This is a genomic window from Pandoraea sp. XY-2 (assembly GCF_004193915.1).
Taxonomy (GTDB): Bacteria; Pseudomonadota; Gammaproteobacteria; order Burkholderiales; family Burkholderiaceae; genus Pandoraea; species Pandoraea cepalis.
Genome location: NZ_CP030849.1, coordinates 5,029,925 through 5,056,206 on the forward strand (window position 1 = coordinate 5,029,925; position 26,282 = coordinate 5,056,206).

Below are 26,282 nucleotides of genomic sequence, written 5' to 3' on the forward strand. Positions count from 1 at the left end.
TGTTCGCAACGTGGGCGCGTCATGTCTCTAGCCATTCTCCACCCCAAGAAGAACGCACTGGTCTATCTGGTGAAGATTCTTAGCGGCTCGCTGATCGTCTGGTTCGGCCTGCGGGCGGCAGGCTTTCCAGAGCCCTATTGGGCAATGATCTCGCTCATCATCGTGACCGAACCGGACCCGATGCAGGCGCGCAGCAACTTCAAGGCGCGCTCGATCAACACGATTACCGGGGCCGTCATCGCGTGCATCGTCTTGCTCGTCTTCGGGCCCGGGCTGGCGGCCATGCTTGTGGGCATCACGCTGGCCACGCTGGCTGCAATGCTGGTGCAGAACTATCCGGCCAATTGGCGTCTGGGCCCGGCCACGGTGGTCATCCTGATGTCGGCAGCGTTGAGCGGACAGGGGCAAGGGCTGCATCAAGAGCTCAGCCTCGCCATGTTGCGCGTGATCGAAGTGCTGATCGGCTCCACTGTCGCGCTCATTCAGTCGCTAGTCTACGGACGCTACGTGAAGCCCTGGTTGATGCCCACTGACTGAGCCGTCGAACATAAGGCCGCGCAAACGGCTGGCTGTCCGATCCATCGATCGGACAAGCGAACGCCTGCCCCAAGCGCGCAGGGACATGCCGGGACATCCGGCAAAGGAAAGGAAAATAGCGATGCGAGGCGGCGTGGCGCCGCACCCGCTCAGCGAGACGATTGTCGGTTCGCCAGATAGTGCAGCGGCAGCGCATTGCTGCGCTTGAAAGCGCTGAGCACGATGTTCGAGCGCACGTTCTCCACGCCCGGCACCTGCATCAGCCGCTTCATGACGAAGGCCGACAGAGCATTCAGATCCGGCACCACGATGCGCAGCAGGTAATCCGCCTCGCCAACCACCGCGTGACACTCGAGCACTTCGGGCAACAGATCGATTTCCGCCTGAAAACGTTCGATGACCTGATCGCCATGATGTTGCAGGCGCAACGTCGTGAATGCCGTCACGGCCAGGCCCAACGCCTCGGGTCGCAGCACCACACGATATCCCTCGATAACGCCTTCAGCCTCGAGCCGCTGCAGGCGGCGGCCTATCTGCGACGCGGAAAGCGCCACGTGCTCCGCCAACTGATGGTGCGTGGCGCGCCCCTCCTTCTGCAACGCGTCCAGAAGAGCCAAATCGAAGTGATCCAGAACAAGCATGACGATTCTCCGCAATAAATCACATTTTTATGCGAAATTTATGCAAACGACTTTCACCACAGGCGCATTATGCGCCCATTTCGCATGCCATGCGCACTACACTTTCAATCACTGCCACTGCCTGATTGAGTCGTTCGCATCATGTCCCTTACTGCCATGCTCCGAGAGCAATTCGATGCCGGTCTCACGACCCGGCCCGACTTCACCATTGAACAACCCGTCGATCAATACGGCGCGGTCGATCACGCGGTGTGGCAGCAACTCTACGAACGTCAAACGGCGATGCTGCCTGGCCGGGTCTGCGATGCGTTCATGGACGGCATTCGCGCCCTGGACATGGACGCGCGTCGCGTGCCGGCGTTCGAACACCTGAACGAAAAACTGATGGCTGCGACCGGCTGGCAGGTCGTTGCCGTACCCGGACTCGTGCCGGACGACGTCTTTTTCGAGCATCTCGCAAACCGCCGCTTCCCGGCGACGTGGTGGATGCGCCGTCCCGACCAGCTCGACTACCTGCAAGAGCCCGACTGCTTTCACGACGTCTTCGGTCACGTGCCGCTGCTCGCCAATCCGGTGTTCGCCGATTTCATGCAAGCCTACGGCAAAGCCGGCAAGCTCGCGCAATCGCTGGGGGCGCTCCCGTTGCTCGCCCGTCTGTACTGGTACACCGTCGAATTCGGCCTGATGCGCGACGGCGACGGCCTGCGCATCTATGGCGCCGGAATTGTCTCGAGCCGCGGCGAAACCGACTTCTCGCTGACCTCGCGCGCGCCGAATCGGCTCGGATTTTCGCTCGAGCGGGTACTGCGCACGCAATACCGCATCGACACATTCCAGCAGACGTACTTCGTAATCGACGACTTCGCCCAACTGTTCGACGCCATGCGTGCCGACCTGCCGACGCTGTTCAAGACGTTTGCCGAGCAGCCGGCATTCGAGGCCAACGCCCGCAACCCCGACGACACGCCTATCCTGTTGCCGGCATGATGGCACGGCCTGGCTCGCCCCGGGTCTCGCCGCGGCCTGCCGATCGACGCCTCCTGGCGCCCGGTTTTATGTCGCGACCCTTCGCGTTATAGGACAGGGCTCACGCACACGCCCAGCTCGCCTGTGAAACAATAGGTCGCATGAACCGGCAACCCTGCCGCTTCGTGGGCGCTGCGCGCGGCCCAGCCGACAACCCTCCTGACACCGTACGCAGCCATCACTGACGCCATGCCGGCGTCGGTGCATGCCCGTTGGCCCGATTTGCACTGAACGCTTTGAAAGGAATGCCATGACAACACGACTCTCCTCCGAGGCACGCGCCAGCCTGACCGAAGTGCTGCCAGAGTGGCACCAGGTGGTCGGACGCGACGCCATCCAGCGCAGCTTCACATTCCACGACTTCAATGAGGCCTTCGGCTTCATGGCGCAGGTCGCGCTCAAGGCCGAGAAGATGAACCACCATCCAGAGTGGTTCAACGTCTACAACCGGGTAGACATCACCCTCTCGACGCACGACGCCGACGGCTTGACCCAACGCGATGTCGATCTGGCAGTGGCCATCGACCAGTTCGCAGGCGATCGCGCCTCCAACTGACCCGCCGCTGCGCGCTTGCTGCCGCGGGTAACGCCCGACGCGCTCAGCGCTTCGGCGCGAGCAGCGTGCCACGGCACGCCTTGGTACCGCAGTGGCAAGCGTATTCGCGTTTGAGTTTTGCCGTGTAGCGCGCGTCGATCACCAGACCGTAGTCGTAAAACAACTCTTCGCCAGGCTCGATGTCGCGAACGGCATAGATATAGACATGTTCGCCCTCTTCACGCGCTTCGCAGTTGGGCGAGCAGGCGTGGTTGATCCAGCGGGCGTTGTTGCCGTCGACCTTGCCGTCGATGCACCGTCCGTCTTCCAGACTGAAGTAGAAGGTGTGCGTCGGGTGGGCCGGATCGTGAGGATGGCGGCGCAAGGCCTCACGCCACGAAATGATCTCGCCCTTGTACTCGATCACGCGATCCCCTTTCTTGAGACGCTTGAGCGCGTACACCCCCTTACCGTGGACGCCGGACTTCCTGACTTCGATTCTGCGCTTGGCTGCCATCTCTGTGCGATGAGGTTTCGTGGATGCAAAAAAGCGCAGTGTACAGGCAGGCGACACTCATGTGCGTGACAAGCGTCGACGAAAAAAAACGTCACCCGGTACCGAATGACGTTCTCCCCCTGGCTCGCGCCGCCTGCGCGTGACGAATGCCGGTCAGCCGCTCAGGTTTTGCTATACAGCTTCCAGACTTTGCGCTGCATGGCGATGTCGGCGTCCTCGTGCGCGTTGCAGTCCAGCGGCAGGCGCGAATCGTCAAACGTCACATTGAAGTGATCGCAGTGGTATTGGCCTTTGCCGCGCGCCGAGACTTCGAAGTGGCTGCACGTCAGGCACATGCGTTGCGGTGGTACGTCGCCCCGCTCCTGCATCGTGAAGATCAGTTTGACAAGCGTTCGGTAGAGTTGGGCACATTCCTTCTCGCCCAGCGATTCCGACGCCGTGGTCAGGAAGTTCGGCCATTGCGACGCCTTTTTGGCTGCCGTCTTTCCGCGCGCGGTCAGACGTAGCGCCAGGGCACGGCCGTCGTTCGCATCGCGACGCTTCTCGACCAGGCCCTTGTTTTCCAACGTGCTTACGGCCTCGCTGACCGTGGCCGATGTGAGTGCGGCATCCTCGGCAATTTCGCCCAATCGCATCGGCACGCCACGCGAGAGCAAGAGCGTCAGAATCTCGCCCTGCGTCGGCGTCAATCCAGCCATTGCCGCGCCCTCCCAGGCGTGGCTCCGTAACGCGGTTCCCATGCGCAACAAACCTGCTGTCACGCGCTTGGACAGCGCTTCATCTAGTGGGGTCGGAGTAGCCATGATTTTCGTTAGGATTTCTAAAAACTATACGTCAGTAAAACAGCTTGTCAAATGAACTTACGGGCGGTGCATCACACGTCTCGTCATTGCCTTTCATCCATGTCGGCGCCCCGCCCGGGGGAAACCCTAAGCCACTTCCGTGTCGATACGCGACGGCAAGTCGCTGTTGAACCCACCGCCCCACCACGATTCCATTGTGTGTTCTGAGTTTGATTTTGGCGTATCAGTTCTTGTACTGATCTCCCAAATCCTACTCAAGATGTTTACAAAATATTGGTGTCCTGCGCACTCGCTTTGCGAAGGATCAAATCGGGAAAAACATTTCGCATCCCATGCCAATTACGCGGCAGATCGAACAGGCGTCGCCCGCAACGGGCGTTGAGAACCGCCTCGCATCCCGCACGATCTCCCCGCACATCGGCAAAGCCTCGCCAGACATGGCTCGCAGACCTTATCGATCCCACCCACGGGCCACCATCGCGAACAACGATCTTGTGAAAATCCACTCGATTTTCGAGACATTTCGGCGCCATCCGACGTGGAACGCGAGCGTACCCGATGCCCCGCGTTTCGTAGCAACCGTCCAACGACACGCGAATCATTTGAAACGCGACCGTAAATCGCCAATCGCCGAGGGAGGTTTTGCGCAGGAAACTGGAGGGAAGTGCGGGGCAACGTGTCCGCGGGAGGCCCCTTCCGGACACGCCAATTGAAGAATTTGACAGTACCAGCGATCTCGCTCGTTACATTCAGCAAAACCAGCATCTTTCACTTCTTGCACCACGCATGCCAAGTCACATTTCAAAGTGGCGAGATTGTATCCGCGAACCGTTCGGCTAACGCAGGAACGTCAAAATTATCCACAAAACCCCGTTTTCGAGGGTGTCTTGCACAATATTTAGGCGCCTGTGGATAACTTTCTGGATAACCTGTCGGACTGGTTGTGCATGGGTTCGGGATAACTCGCGAATCTTTCCACAAGGCCAAAAACTGTTCCGAGTTGTTCTTGGGATACCCGCTGTTTTTCCATCCAGTTCTCATTCGGGCAACTTTCTGTTTACTCAACGTTAACTGTGGTTATCCACAGGAGTGGGCCGCCTTTGTTAACTACTACTATGTATACATACAGTAAACCTATTAAAACCTTAAAACCTTGCTATGGGCGACGCAAAAGCGGCAAAACGCGCTCAGCCTGAATCGTGGAAAACGCATCGCTCGCGAGGCACGATTCGGCCAACGGCTCAGGGACACGGCACGGGGCGTCGTAGGTGGGACTAAACGGAAACGCTTGCTCCCCGGTAGCGCGTGCCGGAGGTTGCAAAACGTACGGGCAAGAAAAAACCCCGCCAAGGCGGGGTTCCTCACACCGATCGCATAACAACGATCGGGTCCTGATACCGACGGTACCCAGTCCGGCCCGTCGGCCAAGGCCTCAGTTCATGCGGCCCATCGCAAGCATTGTTGGCGAACCATTTCGTTGAGTGACTTGGCTTCCCTGTGGACGTCGCGCAACCAAACAGCGTCGTTCTTGCCGGATGCGACAAGCTGACGGACTTCTTCGCAGGCCGCTTCGGCCTCCAGCACCGCGGCGTGCGGCTTGATGATGTCCAGCGTGCGCATGATGTGCTGCCCCAATGTGGTGCGCTCGCCGGTCTGAGGATCGACGTAAGCCCCTTCCAGCCCAAAGCGGCAAGCTTCGAAGCGATTGAACGTGTAGACGAGGTAATCGTCCTCGCTCAGCACAAACGGACGCTCCTCGAGCAGATAACGGGCCAGGGACTGGATGTAACAGGCGATAGCGGCCGCGCGGCCGACCGATAAGGGGGTATCCATGACTCGCACTTCGATCGTCCCAAAACCCGGTTTGGGCCGAATATCCCAGTAGAAGTCCTTCATGCTCTCGACGACGCCGGTTTTCACCATCTTGTCGAAGTACGTCTCGAAGTCTTCCCACTTCAGCACGAATGGCGCACGCCCCGAGAGCGGGAACGCGAACACCGAGTTCAGACGCGCCGAGTGGAAGCCCGTGTCGACACCTTGCACATAGGGCGACGAGGCCGATAGCGCGATGAAGTGCGGGATATAGCGCGACATGGCGTGCAGCAGGTACAAGGCACTGTCCGGATCCGGGCAGCCGATGTGCACGTGCTGGCCGAAGACCGTGAACTGCTTGGCCAGGTAGCCGTATAACTCGGACAGGAAGTGAAAACGTGGCGAATCGTAGATCGTACGTTCGCTCCAGCGCTGAAAGGCATGGGTGCCGCCGCCGCACAGTCCGACGTTGAGCTGCTCGCTCGCCGCCACCAACACGTCCCGAACCCGGCCCAGCTGCGCGACCGCATCGCTATGTCGATGGCAGATGTCCGTCGACAGCTCGATCATGCTTTCCGTCATTTCCGGCTTGATCTCGCCCGGGTGTGTCTCCTTGGCCACGAGCCGCATCAGATCGGCAGCGGCTTTGGTCAGATCGTAATCGTGGCGATTGACGATCTGCATCTCCAGCTCCACACCGAAAGTGCACGGCTTCGAGGGAATGAATGCTTCTAATGACATGGTTTAATCCTTCCGTTCACCGACCAGGGCCAACGCCCAATAAACCACCAGCGGCGCGACCAACTGGAGTAATGCGACCGTGCACATCACCACGGCCTTGAGCATCGGGTCGAACTGCGGGTAAATGTCGTACGTGTCGGCAACGAGTACGAACGCGAGACTGGCCATCGGGCACAACGACAACCCGAGCGCGACGGCCTGCTTGTAACTGATCCCCGCCTGATGGGCCACGGCCACCGTGCCCACCACCTTGGCGATGCCGCGCACCACGATGATGGCTGCCGCGGCCAGACCGCCGATCACGACGTATTCCCACCGGAACGCCAGCGACGTCAGCACGAAGAGCACCACGGCAAGCAACCAGCCGGCCGTGCCGAAGTACGCGGGCCAAAGCTGCGGACGCTCATCCAGATTTCGGAAAATGATCCCGGCAAGCAGCAATGTGAGCGAGTTCGGTAACTTGAGCATATGCACCAGCGCGACCATCAGCATGATCAAGCCGATGAGAATCACGAAAGCATGCTGGTCCTGGCTACCGAACTTGCGAAAGATCAGATTGCACGCCTTGGCGAGTACGAACGCCAGCACGATCGAGCCAATGAGCAGGTACAAAGGATGAAACAGGACGACCCACACGCTCGAGTGGTACGCCTGGTGCATCCATCCGTAGACAAGCTTCACCGCGACGACCGCGTACACGCTGTTAAGCGCCGCCAGGGCCAGCAAACGCTCCGTCACCTGCCCCTCGGCACGCAGCTCGTTCTTGAGCTGGATCACCACGGCCGGCGAAGTCGCCATGCTGATGGCGGCGATGAGCACTGCGCTCAGCGGCGCCACCCCGAACACCCACAAGACGACATAGACCGCCAAGAAGGTAAGCAGAGCCTCCAGCGTGCTCGTAACAATGATCCAGGGGTTGGCCCGCATCCATTTCAGGTTGAGGCGGCTGCCCAGTTCGAACAGCAACAAGCCCAGCGCAAGATCGATCAGCAGCCGAATGGCTGCACTCGTCTGCGCGTCCAGCATCGATGAAAGACCCAAGGTGCCGCCGACCAGCCCGACCACGGCGTAACCGGTGATGCGCGGCAGGCGCAATCTCCGGAAACAAATTTCCCCCGCGAGTCCGGCAAAAACCAATGCCAGCCCGGCGAAGAAAACGGGATCGGGCGTCGGCGGCCAGCCCGGAAAGAGGGACAGTTCCGACGTCATTAATGCTCGCTTTGCGCCGCTTGACGGCGCATCAAGTGGTGGAAAGGAAAGAATGTCGCGCGCGGGGTTGCAGATTAAGAACAAATGCACGACGAACCCGAAGGGTTGGGCCCATTTTGCCACACTCGGTTTCCGACGCTTCCAAACGGGTGTCTCGATGGCAGGAGGTTTGACCTGGCACAAACCCATTTCATCCCGATGCCGAACAGTGGGGACGGCGCACCTTGGAGGCGGGATACGGCCCTTCAGCCAGGAATTACGGGGGCAAGCCCCGAAGGGGTGCCGCCCCCGCATGGGGCGGGGTTACGATCGCTATAGGGTCAGATTCGAATTATTAAATCCCCGTGCACTTTCGGAGAACGACGGCAGGCGGGCGCGGGCCGCGCGTCATGAAGGAACGTGGGTAACGTCGATGGGCGATAGCGAGGTCGCGGGCAGCGGGGGCGGCGAGCGAAGGATCCGGCCAAGCCCGACGGCGCGCGAAGTCGGCGTGCCTGTTGGGGCACGCGCGTTGTCAGCCTTTGCGCAGCCAGTGCATCAGGTATCGCGCCGGGTCGATGGCGTCGGCCAGATCGCTGCCGAGTGGCCACGGTTCGCCCTCGATCTGACTGGCGACCAGCTCCGCGCACAACGACGCGAACATCAGGCCCCGAGAGCCGAACGCGAAGCTGGCATACAGGCCGTCAAGGCGCGGCAGATCTCGGAGATGCCCGCCACCCAACTGTTGACGTTGCGTGTCGAGAATAGCCATGTCAGGCAGTTGCCCCGCCATCGGCAGGCGGTCGGGCACCATGGAGCGAAACGCCGTGCGCCCGCCCAATTCGGCGGCGGCGTGCTCGCTCGCCAGCCCCCCATCGCCGAGCGTGTTCGCATGGGCTGGCAACAGCGCGGCAAGCCGACGCAGATTGGCCTGGTGATCGGTGACGCGTATGGCCTCGGCCGGGTCGTCGAAGCCGTAGGTCGCGCCTGTGATCGGCCCGGTGCCCCCCAGCGACGACGGCGTTACGTAACCGTCTCCGCACACCGGCACGCGCAGGTCGGTCAACATGTCGGGGGCAGGAACGTCAATTGCCCGCGCACCCGTTTGACGGGGACAAACTCGGGCGCGAGGTACGGCGCGAGCAGTTTCTGGGAGATGTCTGCGGCCGTCACAACGATGGCATCGGCCTCGGCCAACACTTCACCCGCTTCGTCGATCGCGGTCCAGCGGCCATTGCAGCGTTCGAGCCGTTCCACGTTCACGCCGTAGCGGGCATCGAGCAACGGCCCGGCAGCGACCAATTCGGCCCGGCAGAGCATCGCCGGCGCCAGCCAGCCGCCTTCCGGAAACCAGACGCCGCCGCGCGCGATCGTTTCGCCGGCAAGCGCCGATGCTTGTGCCGCATCAACCCACTTCGCGTACGTCTGCGGATACCGGTGCGCCGCTATGAGTTGCTGCAACGCCTGCGCCTGATCGTCGTCCGTGGCAACCTGGAGCAAGCCGTCGGCATGCCCGGGCAGCCCACCCGGCAGCGTTCTCCACTGCGAGAGCGCGTACAGAAAGCCCGCCCGCGTCAAGCGAGACAGCACGTTATCGTCAACCGAGAGTTGCGGATGAAAGACCCCCGCCGGGTTGCCCGACGCTGCCGTGCCAGGCGCTTGTGCCCGTTCGAACAGGCGCACCCGCCAGCCGCGGGCGACAAGACGCCGCACCATCGCCGCCCCCGCCATCCCCGCGCCGACCACAATCGCCTCACGGGCGCGCTGCGGGGGCACGGTAGGCGGATCGTAACGCCGCATGCGATAAGGCGGCGCGTATTCGCCCGCAAGCATGTCTCGCTTGCCGCCGTGTCCGGCACGCGGGGCGACTTGGAACCCCGCGCCGATGAGCTCACGTCGTACCGTTTCGACGGCGGTATGCGTCGCCAGCGTGGCCCCGTCACGCGCCAGACGGCCAAGCGTCTTGAAGACGTTAGGCGTCCACAGATCGGCGTTTTTTTCAGGCGTGAAACCGTCGAGATAAAACGCGTCCGCGCCGGCTCGCAGCGACGGCATCAGATCGAAGAAGTCGCCGAAACCGACGCTCAGGACCACGCCGGGCGCCGGCTCCAACCGGTGCCAGCCTGCCACGGGGGCTGGCCAGACGTCGCACAGCTTCTGTACCAGAGGGGCGAGTTGCGTCATGCCGGGCAGCACGAGCATCGCCTCGAGACAATGCCGTAGATCCTGCACCCGGAACGGAAATTTCTCCACCGACACGAAGTGCAGCCGCGCAGGCCGTTGCGGATCGTCCCGCCAGGCGGCCCACGTGGCCAGGAAATTCAGGCCCAGACCGAAGCCGGTCTCGACGATCACGAAACCCTCGCGACCTCGCCAGCGTTCGGGCAGACGGTTGCCGCCCAGAAAGACATGTCGCACCTGACCGAGCGCGTCGTCGGTGCTGTGATAGGCCTCGTCGAAGACTGCCGAACAAGGGGTGCCGTCGGCGCCGGTCGCCGGTTCTGCCGGCACGATGGGACTGGCGCCTGCGCGACGCTTCATTCGCCGCCCCGCTCTTCTGTCACGATCTCGATGAGTCCCGGTAGCGACACCACGCCCAACCATTCGCCTGCCTCGTTCGCCACGGGCACCCAGTCGACGTGCAACTTGCCGACGGTGCGCAGCGCGCCGACCAGCGTCATCTCGCCGTCGAGGGCTTTGCACGGCGCGATCGCCTCCGTCCACAACGCGGGTTCGCCGGTGGCTTGCCGCCGCCACCAGCGTGCGGCGTCAAGCGTTCCGATTAGACGGCCGTCTTGGTCGCGCACGACGAGGTTGCGATAGCCGGTGGCGATGAAGCGCTCGGCGAGGGCTTCCGAGGTCGTGTCATCGCCGACGACGGCGTCGTTGTCCGTCGCCAGCGACGACAGGCGCATCTCGCTGCCCTCGCCGGTCATCGAGAGCCACCGGCCCGCCACTTGATTTCGACGCAGCGATTTCGCGTAGACGGAATCCGCGCGTAACGTGTGCGCCGTGATGTACGCCGTCACGCATGCCAGCATCAGCGGCAGCACGACCTGGTAACTCAGCGTCATCTCGAAGATCATCAGAATCGACATCAGCGGCGCATAGGTCGTTGCCGCAAGGAACGCTCCCATGCCGACCACGGCGTAGCTGCTCGCCACGGAGGCGGCGGCGGGCGCGAGCGCATTCATCGCGATGCCATAGAGGCTGCCGAGCGCGGCACCGACGAAGAGCGTCGGCGTGAACACGCCACCCACGGCGCCGGAGCCCGCCGACGATGCGGTCGCCAACACCTTGAACACCAGCACCATTGCGAGCGCTTGCCATGCCCAATGCATGTGCAGGATCGAGTTGACCACGCTGTAGCCGTTACCCCAGACGTGCGGCACCTTCAGCGACAGTATCCCCACGATGAACCCGCCAAGCGTGAGGCGCAGGAACAGCGGCACGGGTAGCGCGCTGAAACGATGCTTGGCGGTGTCGAGCAGGCGCAGGAACAGGGGCGCGAGTACGCCGGCGAGAATGCCGAGGCCAACGTAGAAAAAAACTTCCCAGCCGGAAACGAAATCGAAGCGCGGCATTCGGTAGACCGCTTCGTAGCCGAGAAACTGACGGATGACGATGTTCGCGATGACCGAGGCGACGACCAGCGGGCCGAGCGTTGCGGTGGAAATCGAGCCGTAGACGATTTCGGAGATGAACAGCGCGCCCGCGATCGGCGCGTTATACGCCGACGTGATACCGGCCGTCGCTCCGCAAGCGACGAGCAGGCGCAAGCGCTCGGGCGGGAAGGCGAGCATGCGGCCGACGAGCGACGCGAACATCGCGGCGAGTTGCACCATCGGCCCTTCCCGGCCGATCGAGGCGCCAGAGGCCACCGAGCACAGCGACGACAGGCTTTTGACCAGGGTCTGGCGCAGGCTCAGCACACCGGTGCCGATGGCAATGGCTTCCATGTAGTCGTCGGAGCCCTTCTTCGGCACCCACAACGTGGCGAACTGCAGGATCAGGCCGGCGATCAGGCCGCCGGTAGTCGGCAGCAGCAGGCGTTGCCACCAGTTCAGGCCCTGCGCCAGCTCGACCATGCCGCTGCGGTGGCCGGCGAGGAGAAATTGCAATCCCGAGAGCGCTTCGCGAAACGCCACGGTGGCCAACGCCCCCAGCAGACCGACGATGCCGGCAAGCAGCAACGTGATTTGCAGGGTATTCGGGGCGAACTGGCGCCGCACCCACACAACGACGGGCGATTTCGCCCAGGCAGACACTGCTGACACGGATAAAAGACTGTCGTGATCGGAATTGGGTCCCATGGTATCGAGCGACGCTCATTTTTGAAAGCGCTCCGCTGGACGGCGGGTTAATGCAACAAAACTGAGTAATGCTCAGGAAATGGGGTTTTGGGCGTTGATGACGGAGAACTGATCATCCGAATCGAATGTCACTGTCGCGCGCATCGATTTGCCGATTTCGACTTTTTCAAAGCGATCGCGAGTAGAGGCCGCGACCGACGCGGAGATTACCTGAGCGTTATTCAGATAAAGGTAAATTTCGAGGCCGCAAACACATTTGAACGGATGCGCGTGACAGTTTCCCGTGACAGTTGCCACCGACAACGACATCGTCCGAAGGCGGCGCCGCGCGACGAACGGTCAGCGCGGCCGCCCGCAGCTCGACATACCTAGCCTGTCGTCGCACCTTCACTCGCAGCGGCGGGGCCGGTGCCGTTCCACCGAAACGCCTGATGCGGCCCGTAAGGCGACCTGTCATTGCTCCTGGTCACATCCCACGCGGTGAAATAGAATGGCGCGCAATTGAATTAGATTTTAAAAGTCGTCTACGAATGGCAGTGAACAAAAAAGCCGCACAAAAAACACCCGTGCGTCTGGAAGATCAGTTGGGTTTCGCGCTGTACTCGGCATCGCTTGCCATGACGAAAGCCTACAAGCCGGTGCTCGATCGATTGGGTTTGACGTACTCGCAATACCTGGCGATGCTCGTGCTCTGGGAGCAGGACGACATTGCCGTCAATCAGCTTGGTGCACGCCTCGGACTCGACTCCGGCACGCTTACGCCGCTGCTGAAACGACTCGAATCCATGGGGCTTTTGACGCGTCGACGAGGTGAAGTGGATGAGCGTCAGGTGTTCATCGATCTTACGCCACGAGGGATGAGTCTGCGTCGTGACGCGCGTCAGGTGCCCGCACAAATACAGGCGGCTACGGGCCAGTCCGATGCCGCGCAAAAGACCTTGCGCACGCTGCTTCTTCAGCTCAAAGACACCCTCAACGACGCTTGATCTCAAGCAAAACGCGCGCTTCCCTGCGGGTAAGCGCGCGTCATTCAATTGTGCGCAATGGTTCGCGCGAACGGGGAAAAATCAGTTAGCTGGGGCGAGCGTTTCAATGCCATCGATCTTGTCGACGGTGTAGCCGGCATTGCGCCAGGCGTCGAGTCCACCCAGCAACGGACGGACTTCCGCGAAGCCCTGCTGACGCAGTTGCTGCGCCAGGCGCGCGGCCGACACTTCGTTCGGGCACGCGCAGAACACGACGATGCGGCGATCGCGCGGCACATCTCGCAACTTTTCCTCGATTTCGCTCGGGGCAATGGCCAGCGCGCCGGGAATCGTGAATGGATCGACGGCCCGCACCGCGGCGGAGCGCACGTCGATCACAACGGGCGTGATGTCGTCCTTCATCCAGCTTTCCAACGTCTGAACGCCAATGCGCGCCATGCGTAGCGAGCGCAGCAGACGGTATCGGTTGAGCCAGCGGTTGAGCAGATACAGCGCGAAAACGAGCACGATCAGCCACAGCACGCCACGGCCGAGCGTGTCGAAGGTGTCGAGCAGGGCGACGATGTGCGAGGCAAAGCCCACGCCGAGCGCCACGGCGACACCGGACCAGACCAAAGCGCCGATTGCGTCGTACGTCAAGAACGTGCGCCACGACACCCCCAGCGCACCGGCCATCGGCACCGACAGCGCCGAGAGTCCCGGCACGAAGCGGGCAAACATCAATACGCGCACGCCGTGGCGGCCCATCGCACCCTCCGTACGGCTCACGCAGGTGTCGGGCGAGATCGACAGGCGGCACATCAGCCGCAAAATATGGTGACCATAGTGGCGTCCGGCGAGAAACCAGAGCGCGTCGCCCAGCAGCGCGGCGCCGATCGCCAGCGCGACAATCAGCGGCGCCGGGAACAGCGATGTCGACGCCGTGACAATGAGTGTGGGGTAGGCCGGCAAGGGCAGCCCCAATGCCTGTCCGAAGATATTCAGAAAGACCAGCCAAAGCCCGTAGCGGGCGATCAGATCGAACAGCATGCAGGATCCCTGTCGGCAAATAGTCGCAATACCGCATGGTAGCGTCCGGCGGTCACAGTCAGAAGCCGCGAAGCGGAGACGTAGTGTTGCTTTTCTGGAACGACTGCCGTGTCGCGTTGCGACAGGTGGGGGTCGGGGCGTCACGGGGGCCCGCGTCAGTGCCCGACCGCCGCCTGGGCCCCGCGCTTCGGTCGAGTCAGCCAGACGAGCACCGCCATGGCGAGAAAGACATATCCGGACAGATGAAAGATGTCGTTCGTCGCCAGCATGAACGATTGGCGTGTCACGAGATCGTTGAGCATGCCGAAGTCGGTGCCGTTCGCGAGCCCCAGCCCTTGGCGCAGTTGGTCGAGATAGTTCGTCGTCGCGGTGGAATACGGCGTGAGGTTCTCGACGAGCCGTGCGTGATGGTAGATCGCCCGGTCCTCCCACATTGTGGTGCTCACGGCGGTGCCGATAGCGCCCGAGAGCGTGCGGAAGAAGTTCGACAGGCCGGCCGCCGCCGCCAGACGCTCGTCGGACATGCTCGAGAGCGTGATGGTCGTCATCGGCACGAAGAAGCACGCAATGCCGATGCCCTGGACGAGCCGGGGCTCGATCACCTTCGCGAACGACAGATTCAATGCGAAGTGCGAATTCCAGAACGACACGCCAGCGAACACGATGAACGCGAACGAGGCCACCGCGCGCAGGTTCAGCCGGTTCATGTTCTGGCCAATAATTGGCGAGAGCAGCAGCGCCAGCAGGCCCACGGGGGCCGTTGCCAACCCGGCCTTGCCTGCCGTGTAGTCCATCACCGTTTGCAACCACAGCGGGAAGATGACCACCGAGGCGAAGAATGTCATGAAGCCGAACGAGATCACCACGACGCCCAACGCGAAGTTGCGATCCTTGAACAGCGTGAGGTCGACGATGGGCTTGTCGGACGTCAGCTCCCAGATAATCAGGAACGACAGGCAGATCGCGGCGGCAAGCGCGAGCGTGACGATCAGGCCGCTGTTGAACCAGTCGCGGTCCTTGCCGAGGTCGAGCATCATCTGCAACGAACCCACGCCGATGGCGAGTAGCGCCAGACCGATCAGGTCGATGGGCAGCTTCTGGGTCTTCGTCTCATGCCCACGCAACAGGAGGAAGCAGGACACGGCGGAGAAGATCCCGACGGGCACGTTGATGTAGAAGATCCACGGCCAGGTGTAGTTGTCGGTGATCCATCCGCCCACCACGGGACCGAAGATCGGCGCGACGATCACGGTCATGGCCCACAGGCCGAGTGCGAGGCCGCGTTTCCTCTCGGGGAAGCTGCGCAGCAGAATGGTTTGCGAAAGCGGCACCATCGGGCCGGATACGAGCCCTTGCAGCAGCCGGAAGAAAACGAGCGTCTCCATATTGGGTGCCAGGCCGCACAACATCGACGCCACCGTGAAGGCCGCCACCGACGAAACAAACAGCTTCGCTTCGCCAACGCGACGTGCCAGCCATCCGGTAAGGGGTACGGCGATGGCCGCGGCCACCGCGTAAGAGCTGATGACCCATGTGCCTTGACTGTTCGATACCCCGACGCTGCCTGCAATGGTGGGCACCGCAACGTTGGCGATGGACGTGTCGAGCACCTCCATGAAGGTACCCAGCGCGAGGCCTACCGTGAGAATCGCCAGTCGCGTACCGGTCAACGGCGCGCCCTGCGGCGCTGCGGTGGCGTTTGCAGTGGCTGCGTCGGCCATGTGAAGTGTCTCCGTGGAATGCTGGCCGGGTCGCAGCGACTCGGGCCAATGTGATTCCCGGATGGTGCCGCAGAACGGCGTTGATGTGCGACGAGGGTTTGGAATTCGCGCTCTAAATCGTCAGGATGCGCGCCGATTGGCCGATCAACCGAGGGGCGTTTGCGCGGATCACGCGCCCGGTAAGGGTTTGGGACGAGACCGTTTCGTTGGGTGTAATCGACGTGCGGCAATTGATCTTCGTTTGGCGAACGCAAGACGCTTTTACCCCTTGACGTCGCCGGGCCGTCGAGATTGAATCGCCGCTGACGTCCGACGTGTGCGAAGCCACGTCGCGGCCCCCTGGGCGTCGTCGTGCAGGCTCAACTACCGTTCGCTCGTCAGCGCTTTTGGCACCCCGGCGACTGCGAAATCACAGGATCAGCCCATGCAGCCAGGTAGCGTCGTTCCGCTTCAATACAGTGAATTCCTCGTTCTGCTCTCCTTCGTGATCTCGGCGCTGGGGGCCTATGTGGCGTTGGTGGCCGCGTCCCGTATTCGCGACGACGACGGCCGCATCAGTGTCGGCTATCTCGTGGTGTCGGCCCTGGCCTTGGGGGGCATTGGCATCTGGGGCATGCATTTCATCGGCATGGCCGCGCAGCGCATGCCATTCCCCGTGTCGTATTCGCTATGGCCGACGCTCGGCAGTCTGCTGCTGGCCGTGGTGGTCTCGGGGGCGGCGCTCTGGTATGTTGCGCGCGCGCCCTATCGCAATGCCGTGCGCTGCGTGATCGGTGGCGTGGCGGGCGGCTTGGGCGTCGCGGGCATGCACTACCTGGGGATGAACGCTGTGCGCACGCAGGCGTATTTCGAATGGAATACGACCATCGTCGCCCTGTCGGTGGTCATCGCGATCGTGGCGGCGAGTGTGGCGCTCTGGCTGGCGTTCCATCTCGAGACGAGCCTGCAACGAGCGCTGGCGTCGCTGGTGATGGCGGTGGCCGTTTGCGGGATGCACTACACTGGCATGCGCGCCGGCACGATCATCTGCACGTCGTCCACGCGTGCGCAGATCAGCATGCGGCTCCATGGCGACATGCTGCCGTATGGCGTGTTCCTGATCGCTTGCGTGGTCCTGCTCGCGATGGCGGTGCTGCTGTATCGCACGTCGCGTCGTCGGCGCGAGCGCATGGCGGCGCGCCTCGACGCCCTCATGCGTCAGCATGCGGGACCTGTCTGACCTCGCGGTGGCATGCGTCTGAAATGCGAAACGCCGGCCCGTCGAAAAGACGGGCCGGCGTATTGATGGCCGAGCGCCCTTCGGCGCCGCGCACGGTTCAGTGCAGGATGGGGCTGCCTCCGACAGGCATGACATCGCCTGTTTCGATCAGGTCGGCAATGAAGAACGGTTCGGTGTTGAGTTGTTTCGATGCACCGGGCTGGCCGGAATACCAGCACACCATTGCCATGTCGCCCAGCACGCGGGTAACGATGCCCATGGCACCCTGCGGCACTGCGATGTGATTGGATTTGACGATCGATCCGACTTGCACTTGAGCCTCCTGCGAATGACGAAAAACCGATGCACCAACCGGCCGGCCAATGCATCGTCATCCGACTATACCGTATTGCGTTATTGGCATCGCCGATTTCTCGGGAGCGGTCGTGGTAAAGCCGTCGGACGCTCCGCCGTGGTGTTGCGCGAGCACACGGTAGTGCGGGCCACGTGGCGTGCGCACCGAGTGGACGAGCGCATATCCCTCGCAATGCCACACGATCGGACGGGGATTCAGATCGGACGGCGCGCGCCGCGCATGGCGCAGCAGTGTCACATGCGGGCGAAACGATTGCGTGACGACGAGCGCGCCGGTTGCGCGCCATTGCGAGAGGAGTGCGTCGCGCGTGGCGGTGAGGCTCTCGGGCACACCGGTCGCCCCAGCCCAGACAACCTTGCGATCGGCCCAATAGCCCAGATGGTCGAAGGTGAGCGTGAACGGCGCGAGCGGCGTGCGTTGCATGAGCGCGAGCAGTACCGGCAGACGGGTGGGGTCGACTTCGTCGAGAAAGGCCAGCGTCAGGTGCAGCGTTTGGGCACGCAGCACACGTCCGCCGCATTCCGCGTGAGCTGAAGCGGCCCACTCGTGAAGCTGCGCACGTACACCCGACCCAGGCCACAGGGCAAGGAAGAGTCGCATGAGAACACCACAGGTTGGATCCTGCTGATGATTCTCATAGTAGGCGGGCTACCGGTCGAACGCCAGTTGGACCGGGGCGGGCGAGCGGTACCCGACGCTTTGACGACGAGCGCTCGCTGGCAGCAAAAGCGTGAGGCGGGGCGCGGCGCCCGTTCCGTCAATTGGTCGAGATGGCGGGGGTGATGCCGCGACGGCCGCGGCGGGGCGACTCCGCCGGTTTCTCTTGGGGTTTGGCCTGCACGGGCGGATGCATGATGCTGTTCCAGTTGTTCTGGATGGCGGTATCGGCGGTGTCGTGGGAGATGGCGCGCGAGATGTCGGCGCTCGGATTGAAGACGCCCGATCCCGTGGCGCCATTGGCACCGGCCGACGTCGTTGCATTGCCTGGGTTGGCTGCTGAAGGGGTGTTCTGTGCGTGAGCGTGCGTCGTCAGCATGAACGTGGCGCAGAGGGACGCCATGATGGCGGGCAGAATCACCCGGCGGGAGGTTTGCGGCACGGGCGTGTTGAGCGTACGTTGGCCGGTGGAATCGTGGGTCATCAAGTGTCTCGGGCAGAGCGACGCAACGTCGCCGACAGCGCAGGCTGGGGCGACGTCGGGATCACGTCATTTTTATGGAATCAGTAGCTGCCGGGCGGGGGCTTCCAGCCCGGGGGCGGTGGCGGCGGTGGCGCATAGCGCTGCACCGGTTGGGGCGGCATCATCATGTCGCCGCGAACCGGGACACGATTGCCGGCCGCATACATGCACTGAACGTAGGCCTGATCATAGCGGCTTTGGGTGACGTATGCAGACGATTGCGCGTTGCCCATGCCGACGGCACTCCCGGTGAGCAGGCCCGCCCCGGCACCGATGGCCGCGCCAGAGCTACCGCCGAAGGCTGCGCCGGCGGCCGCGCCGATGGCGGTGCCGAGGACGGCGCTGCCGATCGCGCTGTTGTTGGCGGCGGTGGCGGTATCGAGTCCGCCGTTCTGGCCGGAGGCGTATTGGCGGCAGTTGAAATCGTCGCGACGGAACTGGTCGAACGATTTACCGGTGCCGGGTAACGCCATGAGACTCGGGCCGGTCGGGACCACGGCGCATCCTGCGAGCGTCGCGGCGGCGATAACGATGGCCAACGGTGCGGTGAGACGTTGCGCGCGCCGCTTGCGTCCGGTGGCGGGCGCCGCTTGAGGCGATTGAGGCGATTGAGGCGAGGCAACCGACCGATGACGCGCTCGGGAGACTGACGATTCGAATGACATGGTGCGTCTCCCGATCAGTTCGACGCCGGTTGCGCGGGCACTTCGCGCCATCCGGCCGGACATGTTTTCACGTAGGGGTAGTAGGCGCCGGCTTTGTCGCAGTAGTACCAGGTGTCGCTGTTCGCGCCGGACGGGTCGCCTTGGGCGCCGGGTTGCGGTTGTTCGATGTACTGCTGCGGCTGGCTGGGAACGACGACAACGGGGGGCGCGTAGTACGGTGCAGGTGGATAGTAGGGATAGCCGTAGGGGTAGTAGCCGGGGCCGACCCAGACACGCACACCACCGCCGTGCCAGGCGAGCGCGCTGCTGCTGGCCATGGCAGCGGCCACGGCGACGACGCCGAAGCCGAGGACAACAGGAAGACGTTTCACGACACTGACCTCGAAACACGAACGCCGGGCGCGGTGGATTCCGCCTCGCGTATGCGCGTCGTCAACGAGGGAAATCTGACCCGATGAGACGCAACGCCGCCCAGGAGTTGATAATTTCGAGTCTAGGCCCGTCCACCAATCGGAGCAATTACGATGCGTGTGATAAGTGTTTCAAAGCATTACGTTTTCTATGGGATGGCATGACGATTGGAGCGTCGCACCGCATGCAGCAACGGTGAAAAAGCGTTACGTCTCAACGCTTCTTTTTCGGGGCCGGTCGCTTCAGCATCCGTGATTGTTGGCATGTTGTTCCGATGCTAATTCGACGTTTCATTCGGTGATCGGTCTGCCAACAAGGCGAACCCATTTTGCTCCGCGCCCTTTGCCCGTGGATTCAATCAATCCCTCAGATTTCATCGCGCGCAGCACTAGGCGAACCATGTCCCGGCTCACGCCTGGGCAGGCTTCCTCGATCTCTGAAATCGAAAATGGCAGACTGCGTCCCAACACCTCTGCGCGTACCCGATCACCCTTGCTGCCACGGCCGCGCTCGATGGTGCCGACACGCTCCTCGAACTCGCGATAGGCCCGCAGCAAGGCACCCCAGAAATAGTCGAGCCAAGGTTTGACGTTGTGCTGCGCCAGATGCCAGCCCTGCGAGCTGGCTTCAAGCGTTTCGTAATAGCCGTCCTTGGTGTCCTCGAAGATGCGTTCCAGACTGATGTAACGGCCCACTGCGTAGTCGAAGTGGTAGAGGAGCAAAAGGGTCAACAAGCGGGACATACGGCCGTTGCCGTCCGGGAACGGGTGAATGCACAAGAAGTCGAGCATCGCCAACGGTACGAGTACCAACGGGTCGGCCAAGTGCTGGTCCACTGCGATGGCGTAGCATCGCGTCAGATCGGCCATGGCCATCGGCGTGAGGTGGGCAGCAACCGGCTGGAAGCGCAACCGCGATGTTCCATCTGGATGACGTTCGACGATGTCGTTGTTGGTTGCTTTCCAGCGACCACCGGTCTGTGGCATGTAGCGATACAGCATCGTATGCAATTGCAGCACCACACCATCGGTGAATGGCATGTGTGTGGCCGACTCATGAATGAACGCCAAGGCGTCGCGGTAGCCGGCAATCTCCTGTTCGGAACGGCTTTTCGGCACGGCGTTGCGCATGACCAGAGACTTCAGCCGTGATGGCGCGACGACCACACCCTCCAACCGGTTGGAGGATTCAGTAGATTCGACCGTCGCGATTTGACGCAGGCCTTTCAGGGCTTCGGGCGATTGCGATGCGTAGAGTTGTTGCTTGCCGTGATACTCGCCTAGCGAGCGCAGTGTCGCCGCTTGATTGCCGTCGAAGCGCAGCGCAGCGAGATACTCCGGGGTAAGCGAGTACATGGAAATGAAGGTTCAGTCGTTGAATTAGAGGTAATCATATCCTCTAAATGGGGTATTTTATTGGGAAATACCCCATTATTGTCGCTGAGTTACCCTGTTTCCCCGCGTCGACGCAAGCCCTGAGATGGCGGCCGCCCGTGGACGCGATGAGAGACGTCCATGGCACTCCCCCATCACTTCCCAATACAAAACCGGCTGAAAATCACCCCGAGCAGATCGTCCGATGTGAATTCACCGGTGATCGTGCTGAGCTGCTCCTGCGCGAGGCGCAATTCTTCGGCAAAAAGATCGAGCGCGCTTGCGTTCCGGCGTGCATGGGCGTCTGCCATTTCGATATGTTCGCGGGCCGCGCGCAGTGCCGACAGATGTCGTTCGCGCGCGAGAAACACTCCCTCGTTGCCCGCCTGCCAACCGGCAATCTTGAGCAACTCCGCGCGTAGCAGGTCGATCCCCTGCCCGCCCTTTGCCGATAGCCGCACGCCGAGCGGCGCCGCACCCTCTTTCGGCAACACCGTCGCCGGCTCGCCCGCCAGATCCGTCTTGTTGTACACACGCACGATGGGCACATGCTTCGGCAACTGCTTCGCGATGACCTGGTCTTCCGGCGTCATGCCGGTGCGCGTGTCGAGTAAATGCAGCACGGCGTCCGCCTTCGCGATCTCGCTCCAGCTACGCGCAATGCCGATACGCTCAACTTCATCCTCCGTTTCACGCAAGCCCGCCGTGTCGATGATATGCAGTGGAATGCCGTCGATCTGAATGGTTTGCTGCACCTTGTCGCGCGTGGTCCCGGCGATCGGCGTGACGATGGCCAGCTCCGCACCGGCCAGCGCGTTGAGCAACGACGACTTGCCCACATTCGGCTGCCCCGCCAGTACCACGTTGATTCCCTCTCGCAGCAACGCGCCCTGCCGCGCTTGCGACAGCACCCGCGCCAGTTGCGTGCGAATGCGCTCGAGCTGCCCAAAGGCGTCGGCTGCCTCCAGAAAGTCGATTTCCTCTTCCGGGAAGTCGAGCGTCGCCTCGACCAGCATGCGTAGATGAATCACCAGATCCACCAGCGAATGAATTTCGCGCGAGAACGCGCCGTCGAGTGATCGGCTCGCCGAGCGCGCCGCAGCCTCGGTGCTCGCTTCGATCAGATCGGCTACGGCCTCCGCTTGCGCGAGATCGAGCTTGTCGTTCAGAAACGCGCGATGCGTAAATTCACCGGGCGTCGCCAGGCGCACGCCCAGTTCTGCCCCTTCATCCAGACACCGCTGCAGCAGCAGTTGCAGCACGATCGGTCCGCCGTGGCCCTGCAACTCCAGCACGTCCTCGCCCGTGTATGAATTCGGGCCGGGGAAGTACAGCGCGATGCCGCGATCGAGCGCCTCGCCGGTGGCATCGAGAAACGGCAGATACGACGCATGACGGGGCTTGAGCGGCTGCCCGACCAGACGCGCGATGACGCGCTGCACGGCGTCGCCGCGATGCTTGCCGAAGGACACCCGCACCACGCCGATCCCGCCGCGTCCGGGGCGGTGGCAATGGCAGCAATCGGGACGGCGGAGACAGTGGCGCTCATGGCACGGTTCTTTGAAAAACAGAGGCTTATTTTGACATGCACCAAATAAAACCGCCCGCGAGAGACTCGCGGGCGGTGGTGTCATTCAGTCGGTCGGGCCGGGAAACGTCAGGCCGCCTTCTTTTCCTTCTTGGCGCCCAGCATTCGGTTGATCGACCATTGCTGCGCAATCGACAACGAGTTGTTGACCACGTAGTACAGCACCAGGCCCGAGGGCAGGAAGAGGAACATGAACGAGAAGATGAGCGGCATGAACATCATCATCTTGGCTTGCATCGGATCCGGCGGCGTCGGGTTCAAACGCGTCTGGATGAACATCGACACGGCCATCAGCACCGGCAGGATGTAATACGGATCCTGCGTCGAGAGGTCATGAATCCAGCCCAACCAGGGCGCACCGCGCATTTCCACCGACGAGAGCAGCACCCAGTACAAGGCAATGAACACCGGAATCTGGATCACGATCGGAATACAGCCGCCGAACGGATTGACCTTCTCGGTCTTGTACAGCTCCATCAGGGCCGCGTTCATCTTCTGCGGATCGCTCTTGTAGCGTTCGCGCAGTGCCTGCATCCGCGGCGTGATTTCCTTCATGCGCGCCATCGACTTGTAGCTCGCGGCCGACAGCGGGAAGAACACCAGCTTGATGATCACGGTCACGGCAATGATCGCCCAACCCCAGTTGCCGATCAGCCCATGCAGCTTCGAGAGCAGCCAGAACAGCGGCTTGGCGAGGATCGTGAAGTAACCGTAGTCCTTCGTCAGCTCCAGGCCCGGCGCAATCTGCTCGAGCATGTGCTCTTCCTGCGGACCGGCGAACAAACGCGCATCGACCGTCTCGCTGCCACCGGCCGGAATGCTCGCGAGCGGTTCTTTCACGCCCACGCGATACAGGCCGTTATCCAGCTTGCCGATGTAGTTGTCGCGCTTGGCGCCTTCCTTCGGAATCCAGGCCGTGGCGAAGTAATGCTGCACCATGCCGATCCAGCCATCGCTCGACTGCTTGACGTACTTCGCCTTGTCCTTGTCGATGTCGCTGAACGTGATCTTCTGGAACTTCTCGTCGCTGCTGTAGACCGTCGGGCCCGTGAACGTGTGCGAGAACTTCGCGCCGCTGATCTCACGGCCGTCGCGCACCAGTTCCATGTACAGCGTGGGCTGAATGGCGGCGTCGGACTTGTTGACGATCGTGTTGGACACGTCGATCACGTAGCTGCCGCGATGGAACGTGTAAGCACGCACCAACTGCAGGCCGCCCTTGACCGGCGATTCGAACTTCACGGTCAGTGTGTCGCCCGTCATCGTGGTCGGGCCCGGCACCTGCGTGAAGATGTCGTTGTGGTTCGGGAAGTCGCCGCCGATCAGACCCGTGCGAGCGTAATACTGCTGGCTCGGCGTGTTGTCGAACAACACCACGTGCTTGTCGGCCTCGGTGGCGTCGGGCCATTGCTTGAGCGCCAGGAACGACACGGTGCCGCCTTGCGCGCTGATGTCGGCCTCATAGACGTCGGTCGTGATGCGGACATTCTGCGCAGCGGCAGCGGCCGGCGCGTTGCCCGGGGCACTCCCCGCCGCGGGCGCCGCGTTGGCACCTTGTGGCAGGTCGTTGGCCGGCGTCGGACTTCCGCCCTTGGCGGCCGGGGCGGAGACCTCGGGCGTCGGGAAGAACAGCGACGAATGGCCATTGGCGCGTTGCCAGTTGTCGAAAAGCATCACGACAGACAGCGCGAAAATGACCCAGAGAACGGTGCGTTTGATGTCCATGCGGTAACTCGTGGTGGACGAAACTCAGGAATGGCCCGGCGCGCGGCGCGTTACTGCCGATGCGGCCGCAGGCCCGGACGAGACCGTCTGCCTGGCTCGCGACATGCCGCTTCCGGCGGCCGTATCTGCGGCGCCTTGGTCGGTGTTATCGGGAGCGTGACAGACGTGTCGAGCCGGCGGTACAGGATCGAAACCGCCGGGGTGAAACGGATGACAGCGACATAGACGCCGGGCCGCGAGATAAGTGCCGTAACCGGCACCGTGTTCGACGATGGCCTCGCGCGCGTAGTCGGAGCAGCTCGGATGGAAGCGGCAACGGTTCCCCAGCCAGGGACTGATCACCAGCTTGTAACCGCGCAGGAGCAACAACAGCACGCTTCGCATCTCGATTCCGCCTGTCAGTCCGGCCGAAGTGGCCGGTTGGGCGGCGCATGCCCGGGGTCGGGCGCTACCGTGTAGGACTCACTACCTTCTGTCTTGGCGTCGGTCGTGCGGCGCTTGCGGGCGGCTTTTTCTGCCGCGTCGAAGAGCTGCGCGAATTCAGCCTGGCACAGTGTATTCAGCACTGGCGCGGCCGCCGCCGTGTACGTTCCCTTGTCGAAGCGCCGGGTCAGTCGCAGCACGAAGTCCCAGCCGGCCAGCGCGGTGCGGCGCTGGCGAAACATCTCGCGCGCCTGACGCTTGATCAGGTTGCGAGTGACCGCGCGGGGCGCGTGCTTCTTACCGACGACAATACCGATGCGGCCCTCATGAGGCGTGGCATCGATATCGACAAGGGCGTCCGGCGCAGACTCGCGCCAACGCATATACAACACGAAGTGCGCGCTGCGACGCAAAGGACGCAAACTAAAAACGGATGAAAACTCATCCGTTTTGAGAAGTCGCGCGGCTTTGGGAAACCCCATTGCCGGGACTTCGCGCCTTGCGGATTTGACGCGCAAACCGCGGTACGGCCGAGAACCGCGATTAGACGGCCAGGCGCTTACGGCCCTTGGCGCGACGAGCGGCGATGACCTTGCGGCCGCCACGGGTCTTCATGCGAACCAGGAAGCCATGGGTGCGCTTGCGGCGCGTCACGGAAGGCTGAAATGTACGTTTCATGATGCACTCACTGTGTGAAAAAATTCCCGCGCAGCAGCATCGTGAAACGCCACATGGACACCGTGAAAACCTGCAAATTCAAGGACTTTCACGCGCGGCCCAGCCGTCGGGAGTTGGATAGAATCCGGTTATCTTTATAACGAACCCGCTATTTAATCGGCTTTTCCGTTGTGTGTCAATAGGTTAGCCATGACACGCGATACGCCGGTACGCGACCGGCACCGTCGTCGGCGGAGATCCGCCAGCCAGCGGCCTTCCGGCGGTCGATGATGGCAGAAATTGCTTGAGTCGCTGATTTCTGCCGACAAGGAAACACCTGACGAAGAAGATATCCCGGCGGTCGCGGCAAATCGTCGTATTTGCTGGGCATTTGTGCAGGGACTGCGCGACGTCAGGCGGGTTAACGCGGCCCGCCCGCCCGGAGACGCCGGTGCTGTGGGCATTCCTGTGGATAACTCGCTTTGCCAACGCTTTGGCGGTAAAATCCCCCATCATTTTTTTTCCCAGCAGAGTACCGGTGACGCCGCCATGTGGACAGCGCGCCGGGTTTTGTCGTCTGCGCGCGCCGACACCGGCCGTACGCGCGAGGCAAAACCCGAACGCAGCGCCATGGTTCGTGGGTTGCCGGGCGCCTGCAATGCGCCGCCGGTCTGACTCGACCCCGGCCGGTCTGCCCGTCCCGGCGTTGCTCGGGAACGGGGTCGCCGGCTTGGTTTGCGACGCTCTGTCCCCATATCTGATGTATCGGATAGTGGGGGGCATGAGCGTCGGCCGAACGAGTCGGACGAGCGCCCGCGCCACCTGGATACGCCCTGC

General features: G+C 62.4%; 25 protein-coding genes and 2 pseudogenes. 6 read left to right on the forward strand and 21 right to left on the reverse strand.

All coding sequences use genetic code 11. The features are described from left to right. Positions 1-21: 21 nt before the first annotated feature. Complete coding sequence (locus tag DRB87_RS22785; protein WP_130027612.1) at positions 22-537, forward strand: FUSC family protein; 516 nt, start codon at positions 22-24, stop codon at positions 535-537. A 149-nt stretch (positions 538-686) separates the two neighbouring features. Here the strand turns inward: DRB87_RS22785 and DRB87_RS22790 are convergent, their stop codons facing one another. After that, positions 687-1,178, reverse strand: coding sequence for an Lrp/AsnC family transcriptional regulator (locus DRB87_RS22790; RefSeq protein ID WP_017233863.1), 492 nt, complete (start codon positions 1,176-1,178; stop codon positions 687-689). Between the two features lie 141 nt (positions 1,179-1,319). Here DRB87_RS22790 and phhA point away from each other — a divergent pair, with 141 nt between their 5' ends. Next, positions 1,320-2,165 carry a phenylalanine 4-monooxygenase gene (gene phhA, locus DRB87_RS22795; protein ID WP_130027613.1) on the forward strand — a complete coding sequence of 282 codons (846 nt, stop codon included), beginning with the start codon at positions 1,320-1,322 and terminating at the stop codon, positions 2,163-2,165. A gap of 289 nt (positions 2,166-2,454) precedes the next feature. Beyond that, positions 2,455-2,760 carry a 4a-hydroxytetrahydrobiopterin dehydratase gene (locus tag DRB87_RS22800; protein WP_017233865.1) on the forward strand — a complete coding sequence of 102 codons (306 nt, stop codon included), beginning with the start codon at positions 2,455-2,457 and terminating at the stop codon, positions 2,758-2,760. A 43-nt stretch (positions 2,761-2,803) separates the two neighbouring features. Here DRB87_RS22800 and DRB87_RS22805 read toward each other — a convergent pair whose 3' ends face one another. The 7 genes and pseudogenes from DRB87_RS22805 to DRB87_RS22835 form a co-directional block, all read right to left on the reverse strand. Beyond that, positions 2,804-3,256: an SET domain-containing protein gene (locus DRB87_RS22805; RefSeq protein ID WP_017233866.1), complete on the reverse strand. Its 453-nt coding sequence runs from the start codon at positions 3,254-3,256 to the stop codon at positions 2,804-2,806. Positions 3,257-3,417: 161 nt separating this feature from the next. Further along, on the reverse strand, positions 3,418-4,059 hold the full coding sequence (locus tag DRB87_RS22810; RefSeq protein WP_165385397.1) for a MarR family winged helix-turn-helix transcriptional regulator: 642 nt from the start codon (positions 4,057-4,059) through the stop codon (positions 3,418-3,420). Between the two features lie 1,437 nt (positions 4,060-5,496). Continuing rightward, the gene (locus DRB87_RS22815) at positions 5,497-6,612 is read right to left on the reverse strand and encodes a YbdK family carboxylate-amine ligase (RefSeq protein WP_130027614.1); all 1,116 of its coding nucleotides are present in this window, start codon (positions 6,610-6,612) and stop codon (positions 5,497-5,499) included. 3 nt (positions 6,613-6,615) lie between these two features. After that, positions 6,616-7,821, reverse strand: coding sequence for a cation:proton antiporter (locus DRB87_RS22820; protein WP_130027615.1), 1,206 nt, complete (start codon positions 7,819-7,821; stop codon positions 6,616-6,618). Between the two features lie 514 nt (positions 7,822-8,335). After that, positions 8,336-10,341: pseudogene (mnmC, locus tag DRB87_RS22825) on the reverse strand (bifunctional tRNA (5-methylaminomethyl-2-thiouridine)(34)-methyltransferase MnmD/FAD-dependent 5-carboxymethylaminomethyl-2-thiouridine(34) oxidoreductase MnmC). Next, entirely contained in the window at positions 10,338-12,113 is a 1,776-nt protein-coding gene (locus DRB87_RS22830) for a ClcB-like voltage-gated chloride channel protein (protein WP_370363238.1), read from the reverse strand. The pseudogene mnmC and the gene DRB87_RS22830 overlap by 4 nt, the downstream one beginning before the upstream one ends. Before the next feature lie 72 nt (positions 12,114-12,185). Further along, on the reverse strand, positions 12,186-12,410 hold the full coding sequence (locus tag DRB87_RS22835; protein WP_130027616.1) for a hypothetical protein: 225 nt from the start codon (positions 12,408-12,410) through the stop codon (positions 12,186-12,188). 233 nt (positions 12,411-12,643) lie between these two features. Here DRB87_RS22835 and DRB87_RS22840 point away from each other — a divergent pair, with 233 nt between their 5' ends. Continuing rightward, the gene (locus tag DRB87_RS22840) at positions 12,644-13,099 is read left to right on the forward strand and encodes a MarR family winged helix-turn-helix transcriptional regulator (RefSeq protein WP_130027617.1); all 456 of its coding nucleotides are present in this window, start codon (positions 12,644-12,646) and stop codon (positions 13,097-13,099) included. An 81-nt stretch (positions 13,100-13,180) separates the two neighbouring features. Here the strand turns inward: DRB87_RS22840 and DRB87_RS22845 are convergent, their stop codons facing one another. Both DRB87_RS22845 and DRB87_RS22850 read right to left on the reverse strand, forming a co-directional pair. Then, positions 13,181-14,128, reverse strand: a complete 948-nt coding sequence (locus DRB87_RS22845; protein WP_130027618.1) for a DedA family protein/thiosulfate sulfurtransferase GlpE — start codon at positions 14,126-14,128, stop codon at positions 13,181-13,183. 155 nt (positions 14,129-14,283) lie between these two features. Further along, positions 14,284-15,849 carry a DHA2 family efflux MFS transporter permease subunit gene (locus DRB87_RS22850; protein ID WP_130027619.1) on the reverse strand — a complete coding sequence of 522 codons (1,566 nt, stop codon included), beginning with the start codon at positions 15,847-15,849 and terminating at the stop codon, positions 14,284-14,286. A 424-nt stretch (positions 15,850-16,273) separates the two neighbouring features. Here DRB87_RS22850 and DRB87_RS22855 point away from each other — a divergent pair, with 424 nt between their 5' ends. After that, complete coding sequence (locus DRB87_RS22855) at positions 16,274-17,068, forward strand: MHYT domain-containing protein (RefSeq protein ID WP_130027620.1); 795 nt, start codon at positions 16,274-16,276, stop codon at positions 17,066-17,068. A gap of 97 nt (positions 17,069-17,165) precedes the next feature. On the opposite strand, the gene DRB87_RS22860 is transcribed toward DRB87_RS22855, so the two are convergent. From DRB87_RS22860 to rpmH, 11 genes and pseudogenes are all read right to left on the reverse strand, one after another. Beyond that, the gene (locus tag DRB87_RS22860) at positions 17,166-17,381 is read right to left on the reverse strand and encodes a hypothetical protein (protein WP_017233878.1); all 216 of its coding nucleotides are present in this window, start codon (positions 17,379-17,381) and stop codon (positions 17,166-17,168) included. Positions 17,382-17,438: 57 nt separating this feature from the next. Beyond that, positions 17,439-18,023: an RNA 2',3'-cyclic phosphodiesterase gene (gene thpR / locus DRB87_RS22865; RefSeq protein ID WP_130027621.1), complete on the reverse strand. Its 585-nt coding sequence runs from the start codon at positions 18,021-18,023 to the stop codon at positions 17,439-17,441. Positions 18,024-18,180: 157 nt separating this feature from the next. After that, on the reverse strand, positions 18,181-18,564 hold the full coding sequence (locus DRB87_RS22870; RefSeq protein ID WP_130027622.1) for a hypothetical protein: 384 nt from the start codon (positions 18,562-18,564) through the stop codon (positions 18,181-18,183). Between the two features lie 80 nt (positions 18,565-18,644). Next, positions 18,645-19,268 (reverse strand): YMGG-like glycine zipper-containing protein, encoded by a 624-nt coding sequence (locus DRB87_RS22875; protein ID WP_130027623.1) that lies wholly within the window; start codon positions 19,266-19,268, stop codon positions 18,645-18,647. 14 nt (positions 19,269-19,282) lie between these two features. Further along, entirely contained in the window at positions 19,283-19,639 is a 357-nt protein-coding gene (locus DRB87_RS22880; protein ID WP_017233882.1) for a hypothetical protein, read from the reverse strand. Between the two features lie 330 nt (positions 19,640-19,969). After that, positions 19,970-21,034, reverse strand: a complete 1,065-nt coding sequence (locus DRB87_RS22885; RefSeq protein ID WP_130027624.1) for a Fic family protein — start codon at positions 21,032-21,034, stop codon at positions 19,970-19,972. Between the two features lie 173 nt (positions 21,035-21,207). Further along, positions 21,208-22,601, reverse strand: a pseudogene (gene mnmE, locus DRB87_RS22890) (tRNA uridine-5-carboxymethylaminomethyl(34) synthesis GTPase MnmE). Positions 22,602-22,709: 108 nt separating this feature from the next. Beyond that, positions 22,710-24,365, reverse strand: coding sequence for a membrane protein insertase YidC (gene yidC, locus DRB87_RS22895; protein WP_130027626.1), 1,656 nt, complete (start codon positions 24,363-24,365; stop codon positions 22,710-22,712). A 24-nt stretch (positions 24,366-24,389) separates the two neighbouring features. Further along, a complete protein-coding gene (gene yidD, locus DRB87_RS22900; protein WP_130027627.1) occupies positions 24,390-24,749 on the reverse strand; it encodes a membrane protein insertion efficiency factor YidD in 360 nt (119 codons plus the stop codon). Between the two features lie 14 nt (positions 24,750-24,763). Then, positions 24,764-25,270 carry a ribonuclease P protein component gene (gene rnpA, locus DRB87_RS22905; RefSeq protein WP_083902298.1) on the reverse strand — a complete coding sequence of 169 codons (507 nt, stop codon included), beginning with the start codon at positions 25,268-25,270 and terminating at the stop codon, positions 24,764-24,766. Positions 25,271-25,331: 61 nt separating this feature from the next. Next, complete coding sequence (gene rpmH, locus DRB87_RS22910) at positions 25,332-25,466, reverse strand: 50S ribosomal protein L34 (protein WP_010806664.1); 135 nt, start codon at positions 25,464-25,466, stop codon at positions 25,332-25,334. Between the two features lie 279 nt (positions 25,467-25,745). Here rpmH and DRB87_RS22915 point away from each other — a divergent pair, with 279 nt between their 5' ends. Further along, the gene (locus DRB87_RS22915; protein WP_130027628.1) at positions 25,746-26,120 is read left to right on the forward strand and encodes a hypothetical protein; all 375 of its coding nucleotides are present in this window, start codon (positions 25,746-25,748) and stop codon (positions 26,118-26,120) included. Positions 26,121-26,282 lie beyond the last annotated feature (162 nt).